The following is a 24,078-nucleotide window of genomic DNA, read 5'->3' as shown; positions in this document are numbered from 1 at the left end:
GAGCGGTTCCAGTTAAAACGGATTCGTGGAACCGCTCTATCTCTTTGTTTTCACGCATTATCCTACGCAAAACCGCTTCGCACTTTTGCTGGAAATGCTCTAAGGGAATTTGTTACGTGGGATCGCTGCTACTCAAATCGGTACACAAGCGCTACGGCGCACAGGAAGTTCTGCAGGATATCAATCTTGAAGTGCAGGACGGCGAATTCATCATCTTCGTCGGACCTTCCGGTTGCGGCAAGTCAACGCTGCTGCGCTCCATAGCCGGTCTGGAAGATGTTTCTTCCGGCCAGGTGCTCATCAATGGCGATGATGTCACAGTCACGCCGCCTTCCAAGCGCGGCATCGCGATGGTGTTCCAGTCCTATGCGCTTTATCCTCACCTGACGGTCAAGGACAATATGGGGCTTGGCCTCAAGCAGGCAGGCACGGCCAAGGCTGAAATCGAAACACGCGTTTCGAAAGCTTCGGCAATGCTGTCGCTTGACCCTTATCTGGGTCGCCGTCCGGCTGAAATGTCAGGTGGCCAGCGCCAGCGCGTCGCCATCGGGCGTGCACTGGTGCGCGAACCTGAACTGTTCCTGTTCGATGAACCGCTGTCGAACCTCGATGCGGCGCTTCGCGTGCAGACGCGGCTTGAAATCGCCAAGTTGCACCGCGAGCTCAAGGCGACGATGATCTATGTCACGCATGATCAGGTTGAGGCCATGACGCTTGCTGACCGTATCGTTGTCCTCAATGCCGGCCGCATCGAGCAGGTCGGTTCGCCGATGGAACTCTATAACAAGCCTGACAATCTGTTTGTCGCGGGCTTCATCGGCTCGCCGCAGATGAATTTCGTGGACGGCACCCGTGTTGGCGACGCAGGAGCGAAGACGGTCGGTATCCGTCCCGAGCACATTTCCGTCAGCCGCGACAGCGGCAAATGGCAAGGCAAGGTCATCCACGCCGAACATCTCGGTGCCGATACGATCCTTTACGTCGAAACCGAAGCTGCGGGCCTGATTACGGTGCGGCTCTTCGGCGAACATCACTACAACGAAGGCGACATGATCTTCATTACGCCTGATGATAGCAAGACGCATCGGTTTGATGCGAACGGCAAAGCGATCCGCTGAACCGAATATTTCGCAGCTTCTTACCAAGCCGCGCCCTCGGGTGCGGCTTTTCTTTTTGGAGAATCGGCGTCGTTTGATGGACGTAATTCTCGCTGGGATACTTGGACAAAACGCCTCATGCTGAGTTTGTGAGAAACCAAAACCGCGCTCGAAAGGGCTGAAAGAGTACCAATAAGTACTGACGTTTTCGTCAATCAAAAGCAATATTATTGCGGTACTAGATAGGTAAACATTCCACTTAAAATCCCATCGAAATCACGGGAATAAGCTTGTTTCGTCTGGTGCACCTTAGCTGCTGCCAAAGCACGAGCGAACCCGTTTCACAAAAGAGTGCCGAAGCGGCCGAAAAATAATCTTGCTTTATTTTTGAACCCGTTCCACCCTGAAAACGGATGGTGCCGAAGGAGGAAATCGGCGCCATGTCGCATGGGAGGAACAAGGTCGGCAGATGTGACCAACAGTGCCGACGATAGGGTTTCCGAAACGCACGGAACCAATCCGATATTCTCCCGTTCGACATTTTGTAAGTTCCCTAGGCCAGTTGCGAGGCCAGTTTCGAGGGTTACCCGCATGAGCGATGATGTCGTACTATCCCTGCATGTTCCCGAGCCGGAGTGGCGGCCCGGTGACGCACCGGATTTCTCCCATGTCAAAATCCCGCGTGCGGGAAGCGTTCGCAGGCCGGAAATCGACGAAAAGCCGGAAGCGATGCGTGATCTGGCTTTCAGCATCATCCGTGTTCTGAACCGCGAAGGCGAGGCGGTCGGCCCCTGGGCGGGCACCTTGACCGATGATGAGTTGAAAGACGGGCTTCGCCACATGATGACCCTGCGCGCTTATGATGCCCGCATGATGATGGCTCAGCGTCAAGGCAAGACCTCGTTCTATATGCAGCATCTCGGCGAAGAGGCGGTCAGCTGTGCTTTCCGCAAGGCATTGCGCAAAGGCGACATGAATTTCCCGACCTATCGTCAGGCCGGTCTGCTCATTGCCGACGATTATCCGCTCGTCACGATGATGAACCAGATTTTCTCCAACGAGCAGGACCCGCTGAAAGGCCGTCAGCTTCCGGTGATGTACTCGTCACAGGACCATGGCTTCTTCACCATTTCCGGCAATCTCGCGACGCAATATACGCAGGCCGTCGGCTGGGCCATGGCTTCGGCCATCAGCCACGATACGAAGATCGCTGCTGCATGGATCGGCGATGGCTCGACCGCAGAAAGCGATTTCCACGCCGCATTGGTTTTTGCTTCGACCTACAAAGCCCCGGTGGTGATGAATATCGTCAACAACCAATGGGCCATTTCCACCTTTCAGGGCATTGCGCGCGGCGGCTCCGGCACTTTCGCAGCGCGCGGCCACGGCTTCGGCATTCCTGCCCTACGTGTCGATGGCAATGACTATCTGGCCGTTCATGCGGTAGCCAAATGGGCTGTGGAACGCGCCCGGCGCAATCTCGGGCCGACCATCATCGAATATGTGACCTATCGCGCTGGCGGACACTCAACCTCTGACGATCCATCCGCCTATCGTCCGAAGGCCGAAAGCGACGCATGGCCGCTCGGCGATCCGATCCTGCGGCTCAAGAACCATCTTATCAAGCGCGGCGTCTGGTCGGATGAACGTCACAAGCAGGCCGAAGCAGAAGTGATGGATCTGGTGGTGGCTGCACAGCGCGAAGCGGAAGCCATTGGTACATTGCATGACGGTCGCAAGCCGTCGATGCGCGACATGTTTGAGGATGTCTATGCCGAAACGCCGCCGCATCTTATCCGCCAGCGTCAGGAAGCAGGGTTCTGATCAATGACCAAAATGACTATGATCGAGGCGATCCAGAACGCCCACGATATCGCCATGGAACGCGACAAGAAGGTGGTCGTGTTCGGCGAGGATGTCGGTTATTTCGGCGGTGTTTTCCGCTGTACGGCTGGCCTCCAGAAGAAATATGGCAAGGAACGCTGCTTTGATGCGCCGATCAGCGAACTCGGCATTGTCGGCACCGCCATCGGCATGGCCGCTTACGGTCTTCGCCCCTGCATCGAAGTGCAGTTCGCGGACTATGTCTATCCGGCCTATGACCAGATCGTTTCGGAAGCGGCACGCCTGCGTTATCGCTCGGCGGGCGAGTTCACCTGTCCTATCGTAATCCGCATGCCATCCGGCGGCGGCATCTATGGCGGCCAGACGCACAGCCAGAGTCCGGAAGCGCTTTTCACCCATGTGTCGGGCCTGAAGACGGTCATGCCGTCGACGCCTGCCGATGCCAAGGGACTGCTGCTGGCGGCCATCGAAGACCCTGATCCCGTTATCATGTTCGAACCGAAGCGTCTTTATAACGGTCCTTTCGACGGGCATCACGACCGTCCGGTGACATCCTGGAAGAAACATGATCTCGGTGATGTGCCGGAAGGCTATTATACCGTGCCGCTAGGCAAGGCTGCCATTCGCCGCGAGGGCAGCGACGTGACGGTGCTTGCCTATGGCACCATGGTCCATGTGGCGCTTGCCGCCGCCGAGGAAACCGGCGTCGATGCTGAGGTGATCGATCTTCGCACGCTGCTTCCGCTCGATACGGACACCATCATGGCGTCTGTGAAGAAGACCGGGCGTTGCGTAATCGTGCATGAGGCGACGCTGACCTGCGGTTACGGCGCAGAGCTTGCCGCACTCGTGCAGCGTGATTGCTTCTATCATCTGGAAGCGCCGATCCTCCGCGTTACCGGTTGGGATACGCCTTATCCGCATGCGCAGGAATGGGCCTATTTCCCCGGACCCGACCGGGTGGGCCGCGCGCTAACATCCATCATGGAAGCTTGAGGGGGAGGGAAACATGGCACATTTTACAATTAAACTCCCCGATGTTGGTGAAGGCGTTGCCGAGGCCGAATTGGTCGAATGGCATGTGAAGGTTGGCGATGTCGTGCGCGAGGACGATCTTCTCGCAGCCGTCATGACCGACAAGGCAACAGTGGAAATTCCATCGTCACGCGGCGGCAAGGTCATCGCCGTCAATGGTGAAGTCGGCGAGAAGATCGCTGTCGGGTCTGAACTCGTCCGTCTGGAGATCGAGGGCGGTGCGACGGAAGAGAAATCCGAAGGGAACGCAGAAGAACCGGCTCCGACTGCTGTTGAAACGGCCAAGCCGCAACCGGCACCAACTCCCGAAACACCGGTTCTGTTGCAGACGCCGGTTCCTCCAAAAGCGGCTGCCCCCAAGCGTGAAGCCACAAGCCGCGCATTCTCTGGTGCGGGTCCGATACGCAGCGAGGGCGAAAGGCCGCTGGCAACACCGTCCGTCAGACTGCGCGCTCGCGATGCTGGCGTCGATCTGCGTCGTGTTCGCGGTACGGGTCCGGCGGGACGCATCACGCATGAAGATCTGGACCTCTTTTTCCAGCAGGAAACAGGCGCGTCACCGGCTCTGTCCGGTTATGCAACCGACACCTCGGTCAACGAGATCAAGGTCATCGGCCTTCGCCGCAAGATTGCCGAACGCATGGCCGAGGCGAAGCGCCATATTCCGCATATTACCATCGTCGAAGAGGTCGATGTTACACAGTTGGAAGAGCTGCGTAGCGGCCTCAACAATGAGAAGAAAGAAGATCGCCCGCGTCTGACGCTTCTGCCTTTCATTATTCGCACTATCGTCAAGGCAGTGAAAGAACAGCCCGGTCTCAATGCGCATTTCGATGACGAGGCCGACATCATCCGCCAGTTTGGTGGTGTGCATATCGGCATCGCCACGCAGACGCCCAACGGTCTGATTGTGCCGGTGGTACGGCATGCGGAAAGCATGAGCGTGTTCGCTGCAGCTTCTGAGTTGTCGCGCGTTACTGACGCGGCGCGCAACGGTACGGCGAAGCGGGAAGAACTGACAGGTTCCACCATCACCATCACATCGCTTGGACCGCTCGGTGCAATCGCCACGACACCGATCATCAACCGCCCGGAAGTCGCAATCGTCGGCATCAACAAGATGGCCGTGCGTCCTATGTGGGACGGAGTGCAGTTCGTGCCGCGCAAGATGATGAACCTGTCGTGCAGTTTCGATCACCGCGTAATCGACGGCTGGGACGCTGCGGTTTTTGTACAGAAGCTGAAAAGCCTTCTGGAAACGCCAGCGATGATTTTTGTAGAAGGCTGATCGAATGAGCGAGATTTCCTGCAAACTCCTGATCATCGGCGGCGGCCCCGGCGGCTATGTATGCGGCATCCGGGCAGGCCAGCTTGGCATTGATACGGTGCTGGTGGAAAAGACACGACTGGGCGGCACGTGCCTCAATGTGGGCTGCATCCCGTCCAAGGCACTGATCCACGCAGCTGATGAATTCCACCGCCTTTCCGTCTTTGCATCGAAGGGCGCGCTCGGCATTACGGCGCAGAATCCGGCTATCGACTTTGCCAGAACGCTTGAATGGAAAGACGGCATTGTGAGCCGCCTTAATGGCGGTGTGGCTGGTCTCCTGAAACGGTCACGCGTGCGCATGTTCCATGGACAGGCACGCTTTCTCGACGGGAAAACCGTTCTGGTCGAAACCGATACCGGCCGCCAGACGATCCATGCCGAAAACATCGTTATCGCAACCGGCTCCGTTCCGGTTGAAATTCAGGCGCTGCCATTTGGCGGAAAAGTCATTTCGTCCACTGAAGCGCTGTCGCTGGAAAAGGTGCCGGAAAAGCTGGCTATCGTCGGTGGCGGCTATATCGGGCTGGAAATCGGCACGGCCTTTGCCAAGCTTGGCGCGAAAGTCACTGTGGTGGAAGCCACTGACCGCATCCTGCCGCAATATGATGCCGAGCTGACGCGTCCGGTCATGGCGCGTTTGAAGGCGCTCGGCGTCGAAGTCCTGACCAGCACTTCAGCCAAGGGACTATCGAAGGATGAGGCAGGGCTTGAAGTCCTGACTGCCGACGGCGCTACGAAGACCATCGAGGCCGACAAGATCCTCGTCACTGTGGGCCGCAAGCCGCAGACCGACGGTTGGGGTCTCAGTGAAATTCGTCTCGATATGGATGGACGTTTCATCCGTATCGACGAGCGCTGCCGCACTTCCATGCGCGGTGTCTATGCCATTGGTGACGTGACCGGCGAGCCAATGCTTGCGCATCGTGCCATGGCACAGGGCGAGATGGTGGCGGAAATCATCGCAGGCGGCAATCAGCTTTGGGACAAACGCTGTATCCCCGCCGTCTGCTTCACCGATCCGGAAATCGTTACGGTCGGGCTATCGCCGGATGAGGTGCGCAAGACCGGTCATGAGATTCAGGTGGGCATTTTCCCGTTTCAGGCCAATGGCCGGGCAATGACGATCGAGCGTGAAGACGGCTTGATCCGTGTCGTTGCACGTGCGGATAATCACCTCATCCTCGGTATTCAGGCTGTTGGCGTCGGCATATCCGAGCTTTCATCATCCTTCGCGCAGGCGGTGGAGATGGGGGCAAGACTGGAAGACATCGCCGGTACGATCCACGCACATCCGACATTGAGCGAAGGCTTTGCCGAAGCCAGCATGAAAGCGCTCGGCCACGCGTTGCACATCTAGCTCTTCAACTTACGCTCGTGCCGCCAGAGGAAAATGGCGGCACCGGCAACCATGGCAGCAAGCGCAAACCATGTGATTGCATAGGAAAGATGGCTGTTACGGAATTTCACGACCGTCAGTCCACCAATGGGAAGCGCTCCCGCGCCAGCTGTTGCATCCGCATCGATGAAATAGGGCGCAGCAGATCCCAGATTTTCCTTCCGCGCAAAGGCCGCAACGTCGCGTGAATTCCAGTCATTGCGCGCCGGATCGTTCGGACGCAGGAAGAACCCGTCAGGTTCCGGCATACGCAACAGGCCTGTTACGGTCGTTTCACCAGCAATCTGCGTTTCCTGCCGCGATGACGGATCGCGCTTGTCGCTTGGAACAAAGCCGCGATTGATGAAAGTCAGTGCGCCATCGGATGAACGCATCGGCGTCAGGACCCAATAGCCCGCGCCGCGCTCGGTCAGCGCATGGACCAGCACCTCCTTGTCGTTCAGATAGGTGCCGGTCAGCGTGACGTGACGGTATTCATCGTCTTTCTGGTTGACGTTGGCCCAATCGTCCGGACCCGGCGCTGCAACTGGTTCGGCGTGAACGCGCGCATCGACCCTTGCGATGAGATCGAGCTTCCATTGCAGACGCTCCACCTGCCAGATTCCCAGCCCCATGAAGAGAATGAAGAAGAAGCCCACCAGAATCGTCAATAACCCCAGAAAGATGCCAGACTTCTTATTTTCCGGCTGTCCGTCGGTTTGAGCGGGCGAGGGCATAGCATTTCCTTGATGTCTGGATGAAGAGAGACAATTGCTATCCCTTACCCCAGACGTCACCTTTTAAAAAGGGTAGGGCTGGAACAAGACCGTGATCGACACTGCCGACCAGCAAATATCGGAAAATAAAAAATGCAGCGCCTGCTGCGCTGGGATGCGAGCGACGCTGAAGAAAAACGTGATACGATTAATTAAACTCAGGCTAGTTTATGAATTCTGCGTCTGCGGTGCGAATAGCCACCCTTCGACAGGCGCAATACGTTGCAAACCTGTGTTTTGTCTTCGGAGGGCTTTGGCATCTGCTCGTGAATGCGCAGCAAAATCTGCTGCGTAACTGTACGATCCTTTTCGGTAGCCGCAGGACCGATAATAATGCTCTTCATCGATCATTCTCCCTATCTTCTGGGCGCGAGACCGCTTTCGAGGCTATCTCGACCGATTATCAAGAATGTACGAATGAACTAAGTATTAACCAAATTTTACATCTTGACAAGCGCATTGGCGCAACAGTTTCCAACCCATTGGCAAGGCACAGCAAAAAGCCGAATCGCATGTGCGATCCGGCTTTTTTTAACTTGGATTTAGCAGTGATCAGTCGCGGTTGCCCGTCAGGATCTCGCGCTTGCCGACATGATTGGCAGGGCCGACCAGACCGTCCTTCTCCATACGCTCCACGAGCGAGGCAGCACGGTTATAACCGATACCGAGGCGGCGCTGGATATAGGATGTGGAGCACTTCTTGTCGCGCATCACGACCTTGATGGCCTGTTCATATACGTCGTCACCATCTTCCGAACCCATCGAGGTTGCATCGAAAACTGCTGCTTCCTGCGTTGCGTCTTCGTCTTCCTCGTCTTCCGTGACGGTCGCCAGATAATCCGGACGTCCCTGTTCCTTCAGGTGGTTGACCACTTTTTCGACTTCTTCATCGGAAACGAACGGGCCATGGACACGGACGATGCGTCCGCCGCCTGCCATATGAAGCATGTCGCCCTGACCGAGAAGCTGCTCGGCACCCATTTCACCGAGGATCGTGCGGCTGTCGATCTTCGAGGTGACCTGGAACGAGATGCGGGTCGGGAAGTTTGCCTTGATCGTGCCGGTAATGACATCGACCGAAGGGCGTTGCGTTGCCATGATGAGGTGGATACCGGCGGCGCGGGCCATCTGGGCAAGACGCTGGACAGCACCTTCAATATCCTTGCCAGCAACCATCATCAGGTCGGCCATCTCGTCGATGATGACCACGATGTACGGCATGGGCGTCAGGTCGAGCTCTTCCTGAATATAGGTCGCTTCACCCGTTTCCTTGTCGAAGCCGGATTGCACCGTGCACATCACGGTTTCGCCCTTGCCCTTGGCCGAGGCGGCGCGGGCATTAAAGCCTTCGATGTTACGCACGCCAAGGCGGGCCATCTTGCGATAGCGTTCTTCCATCTCGCGCACGGCCCATTTCAAAGCGACGACGGCCTTTTTCGGATCGGTAACAACCGGGGTCAGCAGATGTGGAATACCGTCATAGATGGACAGTTCCAGCATCTTCGGATCGACCATGATCAGGCGGCATTCTTCCGGCTTGAAACGGTAGAGCAGCGACAGGATCATCGTGTTGATGGCGACCGACTTACCTGAGCCGGTGGTGCCTGCCACCAGAAGGTGAGGCATCTTGGCCAGTTCAGCGATGATCGGCTCGCCACCAATACCCTTGCCGAGGCAAAGCGGCAGACGGTAGTTCGATGCCTCAAAGGTACGGCTATCGATCATTTCACGCAGGTAAACGGTTTCGCGATTGGCATTCGGCAGTTCGATGCCGATGACATTGCGGCCGGGAACCACAGCCACGCGGGCGGAAAGCGCCGACATGGAGCGGGCGATATCATCGGCAAGGCCGATGACGCGCGAGGACTTGACGCCAGGCGCCGGTTCAAACTCGTAGAGCGTAACGACCGGACCAGGGCGAACATGAATGATCTCGCCGCGCACGCCGAAATCCTCCAGCACGCTTTCAAGCAATCCCGCGCTGCGTTCCAGCATTTCCTGCGTGATGACATTTCCGTCCTGTTCGGGCGGCATCTGCAAGAGGTCTCGCGGCGGAAATTCATAGCTGCCGTGAATGACAGGCGCTTCGGCACGGGGGAGGGGCTGCGGCTGGTACAATGCAATCGAAGGCGCTGCCTTGACCGGGGCGGGCTTTTCGACGACCGGCTCTGGAACCACTACTTCCTCGACGACATGTTCTTCCGCTTCCGCAACGGTGAGCACGACTTCGTCCTCGGTGGCTTCGCCAACAACTTCGGGTGCGATCTCAGGCGTAGCCACAATCGGCTGCGGCGCGGGCGTTTCGATCCGAACAGTGGCAACAGGTTTCGGTGCAACTGTTTCAACTGGCGCAAGGGCAGCCGGTGTCTCTACGACTGGCTGAATCGGGGCGACTGCAGCTGGCTCCGGTTGCTTGTTCCATTCGCGAATACGGAACTGTGCCAGAATGGATTCAACGGTCGGCAAAGGCTTGCGCGGTTCTGCTGGAACAGCAGAAACCAGAGGCTCCGCAGGCACAAGTGCCGTATCGATGTCGCAACCTTCCCAGAAAGCGAAGTCTGAAAGATAGGTGAAGGCCGATGGCTGGGCCGGATTTACAATGTCAGCCGCGACCGGTTCAACCGCAACTGGGGCTACTTCCAGAGCGGGCTCTGCAGGAGCTGCAACAACTGTCACAGGAACCAAAGGCATTGCAGGCGGCACCGGTGCTATTGGCGAGCGAACCATGCTCTGCGATACGGTCTTCTGCAATTTTGCGACAGCCATAGGCTGGGCTTCGGCAACCTTCTCGACACTGATCTCTGGCGCAGATTCAGTTTGAGTGCGCTCATTGATGCTCGGGAGTTCCTCGCCGCGACGACGCAAAAGCTCAACTTCTGGCGTGCGGGTAAAACGAACATTCGCACCGAGCGAAAAATGGATTTTCCAGGCATCGTCACTGGCGGGATTTTGACTGCCCGCCTGACCGCTAGGCTGCTTCGGGTCCTGAGCGTTCTCTGCACGATTTCCTGTAGACTGGGGGAAATTTTCTCTCAAATTACGCATGATACCTGAACCATAGATACTGTCGCCTGAATGAGCCCAAGTAATAAAAAATGAAGGTTAACAACCCCCTTCCGAAACGACCCAAAAGACAGAAATTTCTTGCGGGACATATATCCTCATGCATAGCCTCCCAAAGGCTATATTACCTTCGGTTGCATATATAAAATCAACAATATCAATCTAATAAAGATATTTCTTATATTGATTTATGCGCAATGCAACAATCAAGGGTAGTTTCCGCTGCCTGTTAATTCTGCAGCCGTGAACGGCATCCGGCGGCAGAGAGCCGTCAAGTCAGAGACTCACCGATCAGTCCCGTGCGAGGGCGACGACCGGATCGAGTTTGGAGGCGTTGCGAGCCGGAATAAAGCCGAATCCGATGCCGATCAGGCTCGAGCAGACAAGCGCAACCACGATGGAGGCGGGAGAATAGATGAGCTGGAACATCGAACTGAACTGCGCAAACAGCAGGCCGAATCCGGCAGCGATGAGAACACCAAGCACGCCGCCAATCAGACAGACGAGAATCGCCTCGATCAGGAACTGCTGCAAGATATCGCTCTGGCGTGCGCCAATGGCCATGCGGACACCGATCTCGTTGATTCTTTCCGATACGGCGACAAGCATGATGTTCATGACACCGATGCCGCCGACAAAAAGCGATATGCCTGCAATGCTGGACACGAGAAGGGCAAGCGTCGCTGTGGTGGCCTGAATGGTCTTTTGCAGGCTGTCGGTATTGAAGACTGAGAAGTCCTTCTCGCCATGCCGTTTGGTCAGGAAAGCCGTAATCAGTTTTTCGGCTTCCGACGGGTCCATTGTGTCGGCGACGCGAACGAGGATCATCTGCAATGAACGTGAGCCGGTCATGCGTGTCTGCACAGTCGTGTAGGGCAGGTAGACTTCAAGCGTTTGCGCGCCACCCGGTCCGCGTTCCTCGGCCTTGACGACACCGACGATGCGCACTGGCACTTTGTTCAAAAGGATGATCTTGCCGATGACAGAGCCTACTTCATGGGGAAAGAGTGTCGTCTTGGCTGTTTCATCAACCACGGCCACCTGTTCCAGATCATCGACATTGCGCTGATCGAAAAACCGGCCTTCGAGCAACTTACTGTTGCGTGTGACGAAATATTCCGCACCCACACCGTTCACCGAAACGCTGACTTCCTTGTCGCCGACACGGATCGTTGAGCTTGTCGAACCGGATGGCGTCGCAGCCACCACATAGGGCAGTTTCGCGATCTCCTTGGCATCGTCCAGATTGAGCGTCGTGATCTGCGCGGCTTTCAGGTCGCCAAATCCCCTGCCGGGACTGATGTAAAGCGTATTGGTGCCAAGATCGCTGATCCGCTCTAGAATCTGCCGCTGTGACCCTTGTCCCAGGGCCACGACGCAGACGACAGATGCCGTGCCGATAATGATGCCGAGCATCGTCAGAAACGTGCGCAGCCGATGCGCATTCATCGACCGGAGCGCCATCGCGAATGCCTCGTTGAAGCGGTCGCGAAGCCCGGCGAGCAGTCTTGGCTTGGCCTGCTGCTGCTCAACCGGCACAGACATCACTCGCCGCTCGGTCTCACCGTTACGTGTGTCGGAGATGATTTCGCCATCGCGAATTTCTATGATGCGCTGCGCCCGCGCTGCAACCTGCCGGTCATGCGTGACGATGACGATGGTGCGTCCTTCGCGGTTCAGTTCCTGAAGGATACCAAGGACTTCCTCGCCACTATGGCTGTCGAGCGCACCCGTGGGCTCGTCCGCCAGAATAACATCAGCATCGTTGATAAGGGCGCGAGCGATGGAAACGCGCTGCTGCTGGCCCCCGGAAAGCTGGCTGGGCCGGTGATGGGTGCGTTCACCCATACCAAGCCGCTGAAGGATCATTTCAGCCTTTTCGCGCCGTTCCGCCTTTTTCTGACCTGCGTAGATGGCCGGGATCTCGACATTGCCTACGGCGTCCAGTTCACCAAGCAGATGATAGCGCTGAAAAATGAAACCGAAATGCTCACGCCGCAATTGTGCCAGCTCATCAGCTTCAAGCTCCGACGTAGCGCGACCGGAAATCAGATATTCGCCTTCCGACGGACGATCCAGACAGCCGAGAATATTCATCAGCGTGGATTTGCCCGAACCCGACGCGCCAATGATCGCCACCATCTCTCCGCGCTCGATGGTCAGGTTCACATGGTTCAGAACCGTCGTGAAGTCGTCACCCGACGGATATTGTCGGGAAACGCCCTTGAGCGAGAGAAGCGGCGTATCGCTCATGTCAGAAACTGTCCGGGGCAGGAGCAGTAACCTGATTATCGGTCACGACCTTATCCCCCTCGTTCAGACCCGAACGGATTTCGGTGTTGACCTTGTCGGTAATGCCAGTTTCGACCGTGCGTTCTTCGATCTTGTTGGCGCTTGTCACCACGCGAACCGTGGCCTTGCCCGGTTCACTCGTGTCCTTGAGAGCGGTCACAGGCGCAATCAAGGCGTCTTTTGCCTTCGCAAGCAGAATATGAACTTCGGTCGTCATGTAGGTTCTGAGCAGCCCATCCGGATTGGGAACGCTGAAAATACCCTTGTAGTAAATGGCCGAGGCAGTCGCCGAGCTCGATGCGCTCACAGCCGTTGTCGTGAAGCTTTTGTCACTGACGATAGAATCCGGAGCCGGTTCAATCTTTTCCAGCGTCGCGTCATAACGCTTCAGGTTTTGTCCCGATATGGTGAAATAAAGCGGCATTCCTTCGCGAACCTGAGTAACATCCGCTTCCGAAATGTCCGCCTCGACGGTCATCGTGTCGAGCTGTCCGAGAATAGCGATCGTCGGCGCGCTTTGCTGCGCGTTAACGGTCTGGCCTTCCTGAACCACCGTCGCAAGGATCGTGCCGTCAATGGGCGCTGTGATGCGAGTATAAGCGAGATTGGTTTCGGCGATCTGGACGTCGACTTTCGCCGCCGCAATCGCCGCTTCGCTGTTGGCGACCTGTGCTTCCTTCGACTTTACGGTGCTGACCGCCTTGTCGTAATCCGCACGTGCAACGGCATTCTTGCCGATCATCATCTGGTTTCGCGCCAGATCCTGCCTGGCCAGCTCCAGATCGGCAAGGTTCTGTGCACGGGTGGCTTCGTTCTGGCGAAGCGATGCCTGGGCCTTGTTCAGCTCGTTCTGCTGATTGGTCGAGTCAATCAGGGCAACGACTTCGCCGGCCTTTATCTGCTGGCCCGGTTTGACTTTGAGCGAGAGAATGCGGCCTGTCGCCTGCGCACCGATGGCAACCAGGTTTTTAGGCCGCAAAGTACCCGTTGCAAGAACCGAACTTTCGATCTCACCGCGCTTGATTTCAGTCGTGGCGGGCAGAGGTTCTTCTTTCGTGAGGGAGCGGACGACAAAATAGCCCACGATCAGCAATGCGATGAGGATGGCCAGCCACAGGCGCCAGCGAAAACGGCGTTTCGACTTGGGTTTCATAGTGGTCTCTTATCGGTTGTCAGCGGAGGAAGCGGCGGGGTCTTGACGATACGCGGACCTGTATAGCCGTCAACGACTTCAGGTTTCGCAACATCAATGATGCCGTTCCAGCCACCACCCAGTGCTTTCTGCAGGGCGACATAATTCAGGACCAGATCGGTCCGGGCCTGACTAAGGTTGGTTTCTGCGCTCAGAAGGTCGCGCTGCGCCGTCAGCACATCAACGAAGCTCTTCGTGCCAGCTCTATATTGTTCCAGCGTCAGCTCGTTGATCTTGCGGCTGTTGCCAACGATTTTCTGTAGCTGCGCGGTGCGCAAACGGTTCTGGTTGAGCGATACGCTGGCATTCTCGACTTCGCTGAGCGCCGTCAGGATGGACTTCCGATAGGCGATAAACGACTGGTCGCGTGCCGCTTTCGCCGCGTCGACATCCGCACTCAGCTGGCCGCCATGGAAGATCGGTACGCTCAAACTTGGACCGAAAGCCCAGCTGATTGTCGACAGTTTTCCAAGGTCACCGAAATTGGCGCCGCCGGTGTTGATGTTACCGGTGAGCGAAATGCTTGGATAGAGCAGGGCCTGCTTCTGGCCGATGCTGGCAGTTGAACTTGCATAATCGCGTTCCGCTGCGCGGACATCCGGGCGGCTGAGCAGCAAATCGGCAGGCAGGCCGGCTGAAATTTTGCGTGGGATCGCGGGTATCGGACGTGATTTGTCCAGAACGCTCGCCAGTGCCGAAGAAGACCGGCCCGTCAACACAGATAACTGATTGAGATATTGGGCGTAGCTGATCCGCAGACCCGGTATCTGGGCTTCAGTCGAAGCTGCCTGTGTCTCGGCGCTCAAAAGATCGACCTGCGAGATTTGTCCGGCTTCCAGCTGGCTGCGTGTCAGTGCTACGGTCTGCCGCTGGGACGCCGCATTGCGCTGCGCAATGGCAATATTGGCCTGCGCACCGCGCAAGTTTGCATAGTTGGTTGCGATGTCGCCGATCAGCGTAACGAGCGCTGCCCGCAATTGCTCATTTGCGGATTCGACATTGTAGTAGGCTGCTTCCACACCGCGCCTGTTGCCGCCGAAAAGATCGAGTTCCCATTGGGTTTTAAAACCCATGCTCGACTGATTGGAGGCAAGAGTAGTTCCACTGTCAGATCGCGTGAAGCTTCCGCTTCCATCCAACTGCGGATAAAGCGCGCCACCGGCCGAGGTGTAATTGGCGCGGGTCTGCCGCACCTTCGCCTTTGCAGTAGCAACATCCGGGCTACCGGCAATTCCGTCCGCTATCAGCTGATCCAGAACCGGGTCTTTCAGGTTTTTCCACCAATCACCCAATTGAGGGGCACGCTTGTCAGCCTTGCTGTTCCAACCAGCAGGCGTCAGCACATTTGGCTTCTGATAGTCAGGACCAACGGTGACGCATGCCGCCAGCAATGGCAGGATACTTCCCAGTACAGTCAGGCGAACAAACGATGTCGTCAAAAAATTGGTCCTGAAATTTCAGCGCTGTCATCGATTCGGCATATGACTGCCCCGAAAACGAAGCGCCCTTATACCGGCAACGGTTGTGCCTAAGCAGCCCAAACTCGTGGGAGCGTGCCATGGGTCGCGCCGAGTCGCGGTTTTGCAGCATATTGCCATCCTTCGACTTCGACCATTAGGGAATGATCGAAGCCAAATGTGGCAATACACAGAAAATATCAGGATTTGATGTAGACCCCGTCAGAGGTTGTCGGGCCTAATCTTTGTTGCTTTCCAGCCAGTCGGCCAGCGAGCGACGGTTTGCGGCGCGTCCGCGCATAGGTTCAGCCATGCACATGGAGTTGAGGACGGCTTCTTCCGTGCATTCAACTGCCGCGCGAAACAGCGTATCGATACGGTTTTCGTTGAGCACCGCGATTTCAACCATATCACGCGTTTCATCATGGTCGAATGTCACAGCCGTTGAAAAGCCGATGGCGATATCACCGCTTCCGTGGCCCCAGAATGCACCGAGGCGTGCCAGTCCCGCGCCACAGCGGCGGGTCACGCGCTTCAACTGGCGGTGTTCCATCGGAACATCTGTCGCCAGCACCAGAATGACTGAACCTTTTTCCGGCTGTGCTTCGGCCTTCGGCGAAGGCCTGCGCCCGTCCGGAAGAACCAGATCACCGGCGCGGCCAAAATTGGTCAGCGCCAGAACACCGAGGTGATGCACCTTGCCGTCAAGTTCGAACCGGCGCGAGGATGTGCCGATGCCACCCTTGAAACCGAAACAGCTCATGCCGGTTCCTGCACCGACATTGCCTTCACCAACGTCCGTTCCCGCAATCTGCAAGGCTTCCTGCGCATCCGCTTCCGTGACGGCCATGGCCTGAATGTCGTTGAGCGGACCGTCATTGCATTCCAGAACGACCGGATTGACGGTCGCCGTGGTGCGCCCGATATCGGGATTGCCTGCAATCGCCTCTCGGATCAATGCATTGGCGCAGGTTCCGACGCCAAATGTATTGGTGAGCAGGATCGGCGTTTCCAGCGTGCCCAGTTCCTCAACCTGCACGAGACCAGTGCTTTTGCCAAAACCATTGATGACATCGCAAGCGGCCAGCACCTTGCGGCGATATATGTTGCCGTCATGCGGGATGATTGCTGTCACGCCGGTATTGATATCGCCGTTGCGCAAGGTGTGGTGCCCCACGCGCACGCCCGGCACATCGGTGATGGCGTTGTTTTCGCCCGGCTGCATGATGCCGCAGATGATGCCGTAGTCGCGTGCCTTGCCTGTCATGGTTATTTCCGTGTGCTGGCCTCGATAATGCGCATGAGGAAAGCCCACAGCAGCGGGCCTTCCTCTAGGATTCTATCGTTTTGCAGAAAACAGGTCTTGTTCGCAACCTTGCAGGCAAAACCCGTTCGTTAGTTACGGCTGAAGTACCGGCTCAGATCCCGTGCGAGCCATATCCATGTAGATCTCCTGCAAACGGCGGGTGATCGGCCCCGGCTTGCCGTCGGAAATCGTATGATCCTGAATGCCGATGATTGGCGTCACGAAGCTTGATGCGCTCGTGAGAAATGCTTCCTTGGCGGCCTTCGCCTCATCGACCGTGAACAGGCGCTCTTCAATGCGAAGGTGCTGTTCTTCCGCGATCTTGATCACGGCGCGACGCGTGCAGCCAGGGAGGATAGCGTGCGAATTCGGCCGCGTTACCAGCACATTGTCATTGGTGATGATGAATGCCGTCGATGAACCGCCTTCGGTAACGAAGCCGTCTTCAACCAGCCAGACTTCATGGTAGCCCTTGCTCTTGGCCTGTTTCTTTGCCAGCACCTGCGCCAGAAGCATGACGGTCTTGATGTCGCGGCGCGCCCAGCGCGTATCCGGTGCAACATCCACCCTTACGCCATTCTGGACCGACGGCGAACTGGCGAGGTTCTTGGCCTGCGTGAACATGACGAAATTCGGCTTGATGTCGTCGGTATAGACGAAATCGCGTTCGGCTTCGCCGCGCGTCACCTGCATATAGACGACGCCTTCATGCAGTTCATTGCGCTTCATCAGCTCGATCTGTGCGGCGCGAATGGCGTCCAGCGAAGCAGGCAACGGAATTCCGAGTTCCCTGACGGAGCGCTCCAGACGGGCGAGGTGAAGTTCGTTGTCAACAAGGCGGCCATCGATGACAGCACTGACTTCGTAAATACCGTCACCAAACAGAAAGCCGCGATCGAACACCGACACTTTCGCCTCGTTCTCAGCAACGAAAGCGCCGTTCAAATAAATTACCCTGGCCAAAACACGTCCTCGGACATCTATGTGATTGATTGTGCGCACCCCGAAAAACGTGAAGCGGTTTTCGGAACAGATGCGCGTTTAACAGTTTTGCCGGACGGTATGGAAAAAGCTTGGGAGCTGCCAATGCTATGTTTTGCAATCACTATGCAGAAATTGCATAAGGGGTAAGGCAGCAGGAAAAAGGTCTCGTTCGAGCCGAACCAAACATACTGCCCTATTGCCATACTGCCTTATTGCCCTTTGCTGGAAAGGCCCCGACCCAATGGAACTGAAATGGCTGGAAGACTTCATCGCGCTGGCGGCAACGTCCAGTTTCTCGCGCGCGGCGGATACCCGGCATGTGACGCAATCCGCGTTTTCCCGTCGCATCAAGCAGCTTGAACTCTGGCTTGGCGTTACTCTCGTCAATCGCGCGACTTTTCCTGCAGAGCTTACTCGTGAGGGACGAACTTTTCTGCCGGTCGCGCAGGATACCGTTCGCCAGTTCTACAACACACGCAAGGCACTGCAGCCGAGCCGCGAGGTCCAAAACCCCGTCCTCACATTTTCAGCCTTGCACACGCTGACAGTCACATTCTTTCCGCACTGGCTGAAGCAGATCGATGACGATGTTGGCAGCATACGCTCTCTGCTCAGTCCGGATCGGGGTGGTTTCGAGGACAATATCGCGACGCTGACGGAAGGAGAGGTTCATTTCTTCCTGACCTATGCGCACAATTCCGTGCCGATCCTGATCGACCGCACACAGTTTCCGTACATCGTACTCGGCACGGAACGGCTGATGCCGGTCTCGCGCCCGTCTCCGACAGGCCCGATCCTCGATCATGCCGTTGCCAGCGGAGCGCCATTGCCATATCTGAGCTATGGTGACTTTTCCTTCTTTGGCGCTGCCCTGTCGCAGAAATTTGCATCCGGTACCGCGTTCAAGCGTCAGGTGGTTCACGAAAACACCATGTCGATCGGTCTGAAGGCCATGGCGCTTGCAGGCTGGGGGATGGCCTGGCTGCCCGAAAGCCTCATCTATGACGAACTGCAACGCGGCGAGCTAGTGCCAGCCTCAACTGATCCCTATTGGGATTTCACGGTCGAGGTCCGTATCTATCGTCACGATGCGGCACTTCCGGCCCATGCCGAGAGCTTCTGGGAATATTTGCAGGCAAAAGATCGGGCAATATCTGAAAAGGGCGATTGACAGCAGCCCATCGTCGGCGCTGTAAAAGGCAGCATATCTTCAGCCGGTAGCAGGGGACACGTCGCGGCATGAAAGTTACCATCGAACAGACGCTCGATCAGGCGGGTACGGGCGCATTTCAGCGCGGTCTTCTGGGTGTGTTTGGCCTTGTCTGGGCCGCCGACGCCATGCAGGTGCTGGCGGTCGGCTTTACTGGTGCTGCCATTGCAAAGACTTTTGGCCTGACCGTCCCACAGGCATTGCAGACCGGCACGCTGTTCTTTCTCGGCATGCTGATCGGTGCAGCTGTGTTCGGAAGACTGGCGGATAAATACGGTCGCCGTCGCGTGCTTCTGATCACTGTCGCCTGCGATGCCGTTTTCGGACTGCTTTCGGCATTTGCGCCGAGTTTCGGTATTTTGCTCTTCCTGCGCTTCATGACGGGCGTGGCAGTCGGCGGAACATTGCCGGTCGACTATGCGATGATGGCCGAATTCCTTCCCGCCAAAAATCGCGGCCGTTGGCTCGTCATGCTCGAAGGTTTCTGGGCGGTCGGCACCGTTATCATTGCCCTTGCGGCATGGGCCACCAGCCTTGCAGGCGTAGAAGATGGATGGCGCTATATCTTCATCGTCACTGCTGCACCGGCGCTCATCGGCATCTGGCTGCGCCTCTGGGTGCCGGAATCCCCAATGCATCTTCTGAAATCGGGACGTCCGGAAGAAGCCAAATCGGTCATGAACCGCGTGCTTCGCCGTAATGGCAAACCGGAGTTGCCGCCGAAGGCCCGGCTAGAAGCGCCCCTTATGGTGACAGGCGAAAAGCTTCTGTCGCCAAATCTGCGCCAGCGCACGCTGACGACGCTGGCAATCTGGTTTCTCGTTTCGGTGTCCTATTACGGTATTTTCACCTGGATACCGGCCAAGCTTGCCGGTGATGGTTTTGGCTTCGTCCGCGGCTACGGCTTCCTTGTCGTGGTTGCACTGGCTCAATTGCCGGGCTACGCACTCGCCGCCTATGGCGTGGAAGCGTGGGGACGCAAGAAGACGCTGATCACCTTTCTGTTCATCAGCGCTGCGGCCTGTGCTCTCTTTACAGTGGCCAACAGTTCAGCGGTTGTCGGTGCATCCATTCTCATCATGAGCTTTGCCCTGCTTGGCACATGGGGCGCGCTCTATGCCTTCACACCGGAGCTTTATCCGACGGGATTGCGCGCAAGCGGAATGGGAGCGGCGGGCGCGATGGCTCGCCTTGGCGGCTTGCTTGCGCCGTCCGCGCTGGCACTCGTCATCAGCCAGAGCTTCTATGTCGCCGTGGCACTGTTTGCGGGACTTCTGGCGCTGGCCGGTATTATCGCCTTTTTCATCGATGTGGAGACACGGCAGAAAGCGTTAAACTAGAACATGTCTCCCAAAAGTGGGAACCGTTTTTGGGATAAAGACATGTTAGGAAAAGCAGCCCGGAGATCATTTTATTTCCGGGCATATTATATATTGTTTCAGTAATTTATGCCGTATTCCTAATCCATTGCTTTCGGTAAGCAGCGTAGACTTCATCGCCCGGTCTGAAAATCCTGCCGTGTTTCTCCGGAACCGTTGCACCTGCGAGCAATCCGGCACCAAGCGACGTGCCGGTCGATCCTGATACAGCTTCGACGTCTCGTCCCGTAAAATTCGCCAGCGCTTCAAGATAGACCGGGTTTCCGGCAAACGGCCCTTCGACGATAACCGGTCCATCGGCACCCAGCAGGTGGAGACAGGTTTCCGTCATCAGCGCCGCATAGATGCAGGCGGCTACATAGCGCTCTGCCTCGCTGGCCATGTCAGCATTGATCCAGCGAAGATTGGACCTCGGATAGGGACCGCAACCGGGCACGGCTGACGGCAGCGCCATGATGTGCTGCGCCAGAACCTTTGCTGCAATATCGGGCTGGTCGATGACCGGGGGGACGGTCAGTCCTTCCGTCATGATATCGAATTCGCGCCCGCCCATGTAACGGGCGGATGGAACAGCACGGCCATAGGCATCGACATTGGCAAGCGTGTCGCGTTCCGGGTCAAGCCCATCTAAATTACCGCCAACGGCGAAACTGACTACCCACGTCCCGGTCGAGACGACCGAGAACGGGCCCTCCCGCTCCATCAGATGCGCGAGTAGCGATGCATTGGAATCGTGAATGCCGCAATGAACCGGCACGGCTTTGCAAAAACCGACCTCTGTTGCAATCTCGGGCAGAACCTCGTCAAGCGTATCGAAGGCAGACCGAAGCGGCGGGAATTTTGCGCGAATGTCCAGCCGGTCGACAAGTGGTGAGAAGGCGGTTTCCTTCGGCAACCACAGATCCGTATGACAGCCGAGCGATGTCACTTCCGTAGCGGCGACACCGGTCAAGCGCCAAGCCCAATATTGTGGATAGGTGAATATGAAATGCGCCCGCGCAAAATCGGCGGGAAATACCGTCTTCAGATAATGAAGCTGCGCACCGAGATTAAGGCCGAGCGACAGCGGTGGCGAGAATGTATCTTTGAAGTCCGGCTTTATGGCCGCATAGGCCGCGCGGATTTCAGCCGGATAGTCGAGTTCATAGTCGAGAACAGGCATGGCCAGCGTGCCATCATCTGCGACGAGAACCGCCGCCGCGCCATGCGTGGTGATGGAAATGGCGTCGAAGCCCGGCTCTTTGACAAAAGCGGCAAGGCTTTTCAGGAAAAAGCGCCACAGAGCCTCGATGTCATAATGTGGATAGGGGCCATCGCACAGCACCGTATTGGAGATGCGGTTTGCGACGATTTCTTCGCCGCTTGCCGCATCAAGCACAACGACTTTAGCGTTTGTTTTGCCTATATCCAGAATGGCAATGCGCTTCATGGCATGTGAAACACTGGCTTGAGGTCCACGGAAACCGGCGAATTATCGGCATTCGTTGCCATGATATCCGCCATATGCGCCCACCACTTTTTCATCACCGGATGATCAGGCAGGGCGGCCATGCCGTGATTGGGCTTACGTATCAGTACGCCGAACAGGATATTGGTCTCTTCATCGAGATAGATCGCGTAATCCGACACGCCTGCCTCGTGCAGAAGGTCCACCAGTTCCGGCCATATCTCGTCATGCCGGCGGCGGTATTCCGCTTCCATGCCAGGATTGAGCTTCATGCGAAATGCATAGCGTTCGCCAGTCATGCTGCACGCCTCGTTTTGAACTGCCGGATGAGGATCGGCAGTGAAATGGTGACGATCAGCAGGAGGCCGATGAAGATCGACATGACGATGCCCGGTACATTGAGAAGCCCAAGCCCAAAGGTCACGAGACCCATCACGAAAGCGGCAATCACCACGCCGACAATTGTGCCCGAACCGCCGAGGATCGACACGCCGCCCAGCACGACCATGGTGACGATTTCCAGTTCCCAGCCTTGTGCAATGGATGGGCGTGTCGAGCCAAGGCGCGAGGTCAGGCAGACGGCGGCGATACCGCTCATCACGCCGGTCAATAAGAAGAGCACGAATTTGGTTTTCTCGACCGGAATGCCGGAGAAGCGGGCTGCGAATTCATTATTGCCGATGGCATAGACGCGGCGACCGAAGCTGGTGGCATGCAGCAGTATGCCAAACAGCACGGCAAACAGAACGAACAGTGCGAATTCGAAAGAGATCACCCAGAACACATAGCCCTGTCCGAAATAGGCAAAGCTTGCCGGGTAGCCGCCAAAGGCCTGATCGCCCAGGACAATATAGGAAATACCGCGGAAAAGGCTCATCGTGCCGATGGTCACGACGATGGATGGCAGTTTCAGCCCGGCCACCAGTCCGCCATTGATCGCGCCACAGACAAGACCGGTGCCGATGCCGATCATCACGAGGCCGGGTGTGCCGACACCTGCCTGCGCCGCTGCCCCCATCGCCGTCGAGGCGAGCGCAATGATTGCGGCGACTGAAAGATCGATTTCGCCGGAAATAATGAGAAGCGTCATCGCAAAGGCGATCAATGCCTTTTCGGTGAAATTGAACGTGGCGTCCGACAGGTTCCAGGCATTGAGGAAGTAGGGCGAGGCAAAGGAATTCGCGATGAAGATCGCAATCGCCACGCCAAGCAAAAGCATTTCCCAGCTTGCGAAGATGCGGGAGAATGGCGTTCCGAGCCGGTCGGGGATATGACGGCGCTGTTCATTATTCATGCCGCAACCTCCTCGTAAGTTTTTGCAGCCTTGTCGCGCAGGATGATGCGTCCGCGCCGCTTTTCCTGTCGTGCATTGAAGATCACGGCCAAGATGATAACGGAGCCGGAAATCGCCATCTGCCAGAAGGGCGATATGTCAATGACGGGGAGGGCGTTCTTGATGACGCCGAGGAACAGGGCGCCAAGAACCGCACCGGCAACAGAGCCTATCCCGCCAAGTGTCGAGATACCGCCAATGACGCAGGCCGCAACGCTGTCGAGTTCGAAACCGGCTGCAACATCCACATAGGCGACGGCATAGCGCGACACCCAGAGATAGCCGCAAAGCCCGGCGAGCGCACCCGACAGCACGAAGGCGAAGAAGCGCGTGCGGCCGACGTCGATCCCGGTATAGACGGCTGCGGTCGGATTACCGCCGGAGGCATAAAGGGCGCGACCGAAGAATGTCCGCGTCAGCAGCACATAGACGAGCGCGACGATCAGGATTGCTGTCCAGCCGAGGAGCGGCAGGCCAAGAAAGGGCGTGCGCGGCGTGTTGAGAAACGGCGCCGTCATCTGATGCGCATTCACCCATGCGCCGCCGGAGAGCACAAAGGCCATACCGCGATAGATGGTGAGCGTGCCAAGTGTCACGACAATCGCCGGAATGTTAAGCTTCCAGACCAGAATGCCATTGATGGCGCCCAGAACCGCGCCGATGCCAATTGCCAGCACAATGAGAAACACGAGCGGCAGGCCCGGATAGGTCGCATTCAGCATCGCCACTGCCATGCCGGTAAAGGCGAGGTTGGCGGCGACCGACAGATCAATCGACTTGGTCAGGATCACGGCCATCTGGCCAAGCGCGACAATGATGAGGATGGACGTGTCGTTGAAAATATTTGCCAGATTATGCGCGCTGGCAAAACCCGGAGCGCGGCTTGCGAACAGCCCCACCAGAATAGCGATGATGACAAGAAGCAGGAGTTCGCGCTGCTTGAGCAACTGTTTCATC

The 24,078-nt window shown here is 57.0% G+C and carries 18 protein-coding genes and 2 pseudogenes; 7 read left to right on the top strand and 13 right to left on the bottom strand.

Annotated elements, in window-relative coordinates; genetic code table 11:
- Positions 1-116 precede the first annotated feature (116 nt).
- The 5 genes from AC1RHM_RS13780 (at position 117) to lpdA (ending at position 6,664) form a co-directional block, all read left to right on the top strand.
- A complete protein-coding gene (locus tag AC1RHM_RS13780) occupies positions 117-1,118 on the top strand; it encodes an ABC transporter ATP-binding protein (RefSeq protein WP_010658748.1) in 1,002 nt (333 codons plus the stop codon).
- 570 nt (positions 1,119-1,688) lie between these two features.
- The gene (locus tag AC1RHM_RS13775; protein WP_010658749.1) at positions 1,689-2,921 is read left to right on the top strand and encodes a 3-methyl-2-oxobutanoate dehydrogenase (2-methylpropanoyl-transferring) subunit alpha; all 1,233 of its coding nucleotides are present in this window, start codon (positions 1,689-1,691) and stop codon (positions 2,919-2,921) included.
- Positions 2,922-2,924: 3 nt separating this feature from the next.
- Entirely contained in the window at positions 2,925-3,938 is a 1,014-nt protein-coding gene (locus tag AC1RHM_RS13770) for an alpha-ketoacid dehydrogenase subunit beta (RefSeq protein ID WP_010658750.1), read from the top strand.
- A gap of 13 nt (positions 3,939-3,951) precedes the next feature.
- Positions 3,952-5,265 carry a dihydrolipoamide acetyltransferase family protein gene (locus AC1RHM_RS13765; RefSeq protein ID WP_010658751.1) on the top strand — a complete coding sequence of 438 codons (1,314 nt, stop codon included), beginning with the start codon at positions 3,952-3,954 and terminating at the stop codon, positions 5,263-5,265.
- A 4-nt stretch (positions 5,266-5,269) separates the two neighbouring features.
- Positions 5,270-6,664 (top strand): dihydrolipoyl dehydrogenase, encoded by a 1,395-nt coding sequence (lpdA, locus tag AC1RHM_RS13760; protein ID WP_010658752.1) that lies wholly within the window; start codon positions 5,270-5,272, stop codon positions 6,662-6,664.
- Here lpdA and AC1RHM_RS13755 read toward each other — a convergent pair.
- The 9 genes and pseudogenes from AC1RHM_RS13755 to AC1RHM_RS13715 all read right to left on the bottom strand — a co-directional run bounded on the left by AC1RHM_RS13755 (position 6,661) and on the right by AC1RHM_RS13715 (position 17,713).
- On the bottom strand, positions 6,661-7,419 hold the full coding sequence (locus AC1RHM_RS13755) for an SURF1 family protein (protein WP_010658753.1): 759 nt from the start codon (positions 7,417-7,419) through the stop codon (positions 6,661-6,663). The two genes, lpdA and AC1RHM_RS13755, sit on opposite strands and share 4 nt — an antisense overlap.
- A 197-nt stretch (positions 7,420-7,616) precedes the next feature.
- Entirely contained in the window at positions 7,617-7,802 is a 186-nt protein-coding gene (locus tag AC1RHM_RS13750; protein WP_010658754.1) for a hypothetical protein, read from the bottom strand.
- A 208-nt stretch (positions 7,803-8,010) separates the two neighbouring features.
- Positions 8,011-10,035, bottom strand: a pseudogene (locus AC1RHM_RS13745) (DNA translocase FtsK); the annotation flags it as partial.
- Between the two features lie 107 nt (positions 10,036-10,142).
- A pseudogene (locus tag AC1RHM_RS13740) lies at positions 10,143-10,503 on the bottom strand (DNA translocase FtsK); the annotation flags it as partial.
- Between the two features lie 309 nt (positions 10,504-10,812).
- Positions 10,813-12,774: a MacB family efflux pump subunit gene (locus AC1RHM_RS13735; protein WP_010658756.1), complete on the bottom strand. Its 1,962-nt coding sequence runs from the start codon at positions 12,772-12,774 to the stop codon at positions 10,813-10,815.
- 1 nt (position 12,775) lies between these two features.
- On the bottom strand, positions 12,776-13,966 hold the full coding sequence (locus tag AC1RHM_RS13730; protein ID WP_010658757.1) for an efflux RND transporter periplasmic adaptor subunit: 1,191 nt from the start codon (positions 13,964-13,966) through the stop codon (positions 12,776-12,778).
- Positions 13,963-15,444: an efflux transporter outer membrane subunit gene (locus AC1RHM_RS13725; protein WP_122241941.1), complete on the bottom strand. Its 1,482-nt coding sequence runs from the start codon at positions 15,442-15,444 to the stop codon at positions 13,963-13,965. Before AC1RHM_RS13725 ends, AC1RHM_RS13730 begins: the two co-directional genes overlap by 4 nt.
- A 256-nt stretch (positions 15,445-15,700) precedes the next feature.
- On the bottom strand, positions 15,701-16,729 hold the full coding sequence (locus AC1RHM_RS13720) for a DmpA family aminopeptidase (RefSeq protein ID WP_151576592.1): 1,029 nt from the start codon (positions 16,727-16,729) through the stop codon (positions 15,701-15,703).
- A 132-nt stretch (positions 16,730-16,861) separates the two neighbouring features.
- On the bottom strand, positions 16,862-17,713 hold the full coding sequence (locus tag AC1RHM_RS13715; RefSeq protein WP_010658760.1) for a D-amino-acid transaminase: 852 nt from the start codon (positions 17,711-17,713) through the stop codon (positions 16,862-16,864).
- A 280-nt stretch (positions 17,714-17,993) separates the two neighbouring features.
- On the opposite strand from AC1RHM_RS13715, the gene AC1RHM_RS13710 reads away from it, so the two are divergent.
- Together AC1RHM_RS13710 and AC1RHM_RS13705 are read left to right on the top strand one after the other, a co-directional pair.
- A complete protein-coding gene (locus tag AC1RHM_RS13710) occupies positions 17,994-18,923 on the top strand; it encodes a LysR family transcriptional regulator (protein ID WP_010658761.1) in 930 nt (309 codons plus the stop codon).
- A gap of 68 nt (positions 18,924-18,991) precedes the next feature.
- On the top strand, positions 18,992-20,302 hold the full coding sequence (locus AC1RHM_RS13705; protein WP_010658762.1) for an MFS transporter: 1,311 nt from the start codon (positions 18,992-18,994) through the stop codon (positions 20,300-20,302).
- Between the two features lie 106 nt (positions 20,303-20,408).
- On the opposite strand, the gene AC1RHM_RS13700 is transcribed toward AC1RHM_RS13705, so the two are convergent.
- From AC1RHM_RS13700 to AC1RHM_RS13685, 4 genes are read right to left on the bottom strand one after another with little or no spacing between them, the layout of a single operon-like run.
- Positions 20,409-21,770 (bottom strand): FGGY-family carbohydrate kinase, encoded by a 1,362-nt coding sequence (locus AC1RHM_RS13700; RefSeq protein WP_010658763.1) that lies wholly within the window; start codon positions 21,768-21,770, stop codon positions 20,409-20,411.
- Complete coding sequence (gene rhaM / locus AC1RHM_RS13695; RefSeq protein WP_010658764.1) at positions 21,767-22,087, bottom strand: L-rhamnose mutarotase; 321 nt, start codon at positions 22,085-22,087, stop codon at positions 21,767-21,769. The genes AC1RHM_RS13700 and rhaM overlap by 4 nt, the downstream gene beginning before the upstream one ends.
- A complete protein-coding gene (locus AC1RHM_RS13690) occupies positions 22,084-23,082 on the bottom strand; it encodes an ABC transporter permease (protein WP_010658765.1) in 999 nt (332 codons plus the stop codon). Before AC1RHM_RS13690 ends, rhaM begins: the two co-directional genes overlap by 4 nt.
- Positions 23,079-24,077, bottom strand: coding sequence for an ABC transporter permease (locus AC1RHM_RS13685; RefSeq protein ID WP_010658766.1), 999 nt, complete (start codon positions 24,075-24,077; stop codon positions 23,079-23,081). Before AC1RHM_RS13685 ends, AC1RHM_RS13690 begins: the two co-directional genes overlap by 4 nt.
- Position 24,078 lies beyond the last annotated feature (1 nt).

It is taken from the genome of Brucella sp. GW823-FHT04E01, from assembly GCF_058796175.1.
The sequence above is the reverse complement of the archived record's forward strand: the minus strand, read 5'-3'. Positions and strand labels throughout refer to the sequence as shown.

What these genes read in the sequence shown, in the direction of transcription:
- AC1RHM_RS13730 (WP_010658757.1), bottom strand. Translation starts at nt 13,966, where the DNA reads ATGAAACCCAAGTCGAAACGCCGTTTTCGCTGGCGCCTGTGGCTGGCC.
- rhaM (WP_010658764.1), bottom strand. Translation starts at nt 22,087, where the DNA reads ATGACTGGCGAACGCTATGCATTTCGCATGAAGCTCAATCCTGGCATG.
- AC1RHM_RS13750 (WP_010658754.1), bottom strand. Translation starts at nt 7,802, where the DNA reads ATGAAGAGCATTATTATCGGTCCTGCGGCTACCGAAAAGGATCGTACA.
- AC1RHM_RS13770 (WP_010658750.1), top strand. Translation starts at nt 2,925, where the DNA reads ATGACCAAAATGACTATGATCGAGGCGATCCAGAACGCCCACGATATC.
- AC1RHM_RS13700 (WP_010658763.1), bottom strand. Translation starts at nt 21,770, where the DNA reads ATGAAGCGCATTGCCATTCTGGATATAGGCAAAACAAACGCTAAAGTC.
- lpdA (WP_010658752.1), top strand. Translation starts at nt 5,270, where the DNA reads ATGAGCGAGATTTCCTGCAAACTCCTGATCATCGGCGGCGGCCCCGGC.
- AC1RHM_RS13685 (WP_010658766.1), bottom strand. Translation starts at nt 24,077, where the DNA reads ATGAAACAGTTGCTCAAGCAGCGCGAACTCCTGCTTCTTGTCATCATC.
- AC1RHM_RS13755 (WP_010658753.1), bottom strand. Translation starts at nt 7,419, where the DNA reads ATGCCCTCGCCCGCTCAAACCGACGGACAGCCGGAAAATAAGAAGTCT.
- AC1RHM_RS13735 (WP_010658756.1), bottom strand. Translation starts at nt 12,774, where the DNA reads ATGAGCGATACGCCGCTTCTCTCGCTCAAGGGCGTTTCCCGACAATAT.
- AC1RHM_RS13710 (WP_010658761.1), top strand. Translation starts at nt 17,994, where the DNA reads ATGGAACTGAAATGGCTGGAAGACTTCATCGCGCTGGCGGCAACGTCC.
- AC1RHM_RS13690 (WP_010658765.1), bottom strand. Translation starts at nt 23,082, where the DNA reads ATGAATAATGAACAGCGCCGTCATATCCCCGACCGGCTCGGAACGCCA.
- AC1RHM_RS13765 (WP_010658751.1), top strand. Translation starts at nt 3,952, where the DNA reads ATGGCACATTTTACAATTAAACTCCCCGATGTTGGTGAAGGCGTTGCC.
- AC1RHM_RS13720 (WP_151576592.1), bottom strand. Translation starts at nt 16,729, where the DNA reads ATGACAGGCAAGGCACGCGACTACGGCATCATCTGCGGCATCATGCAG.
- AC1RHM_RS13775 (WP_010658749.1), top strand. Translation starts at nt 1,689, where the DNA reads ATGAGCGATGATGTCGTACTATCCCTGCATGTTCCCGAGCCGGAGTGG.
- AC1RHM_RS13705 (WP_010658762.1), top strand. Translation starts at nt 18,992, where the DNA reads ATGAAAGTTACCATCGAACAGACGCTCGATCAGGCGGGTACGGGCGCA.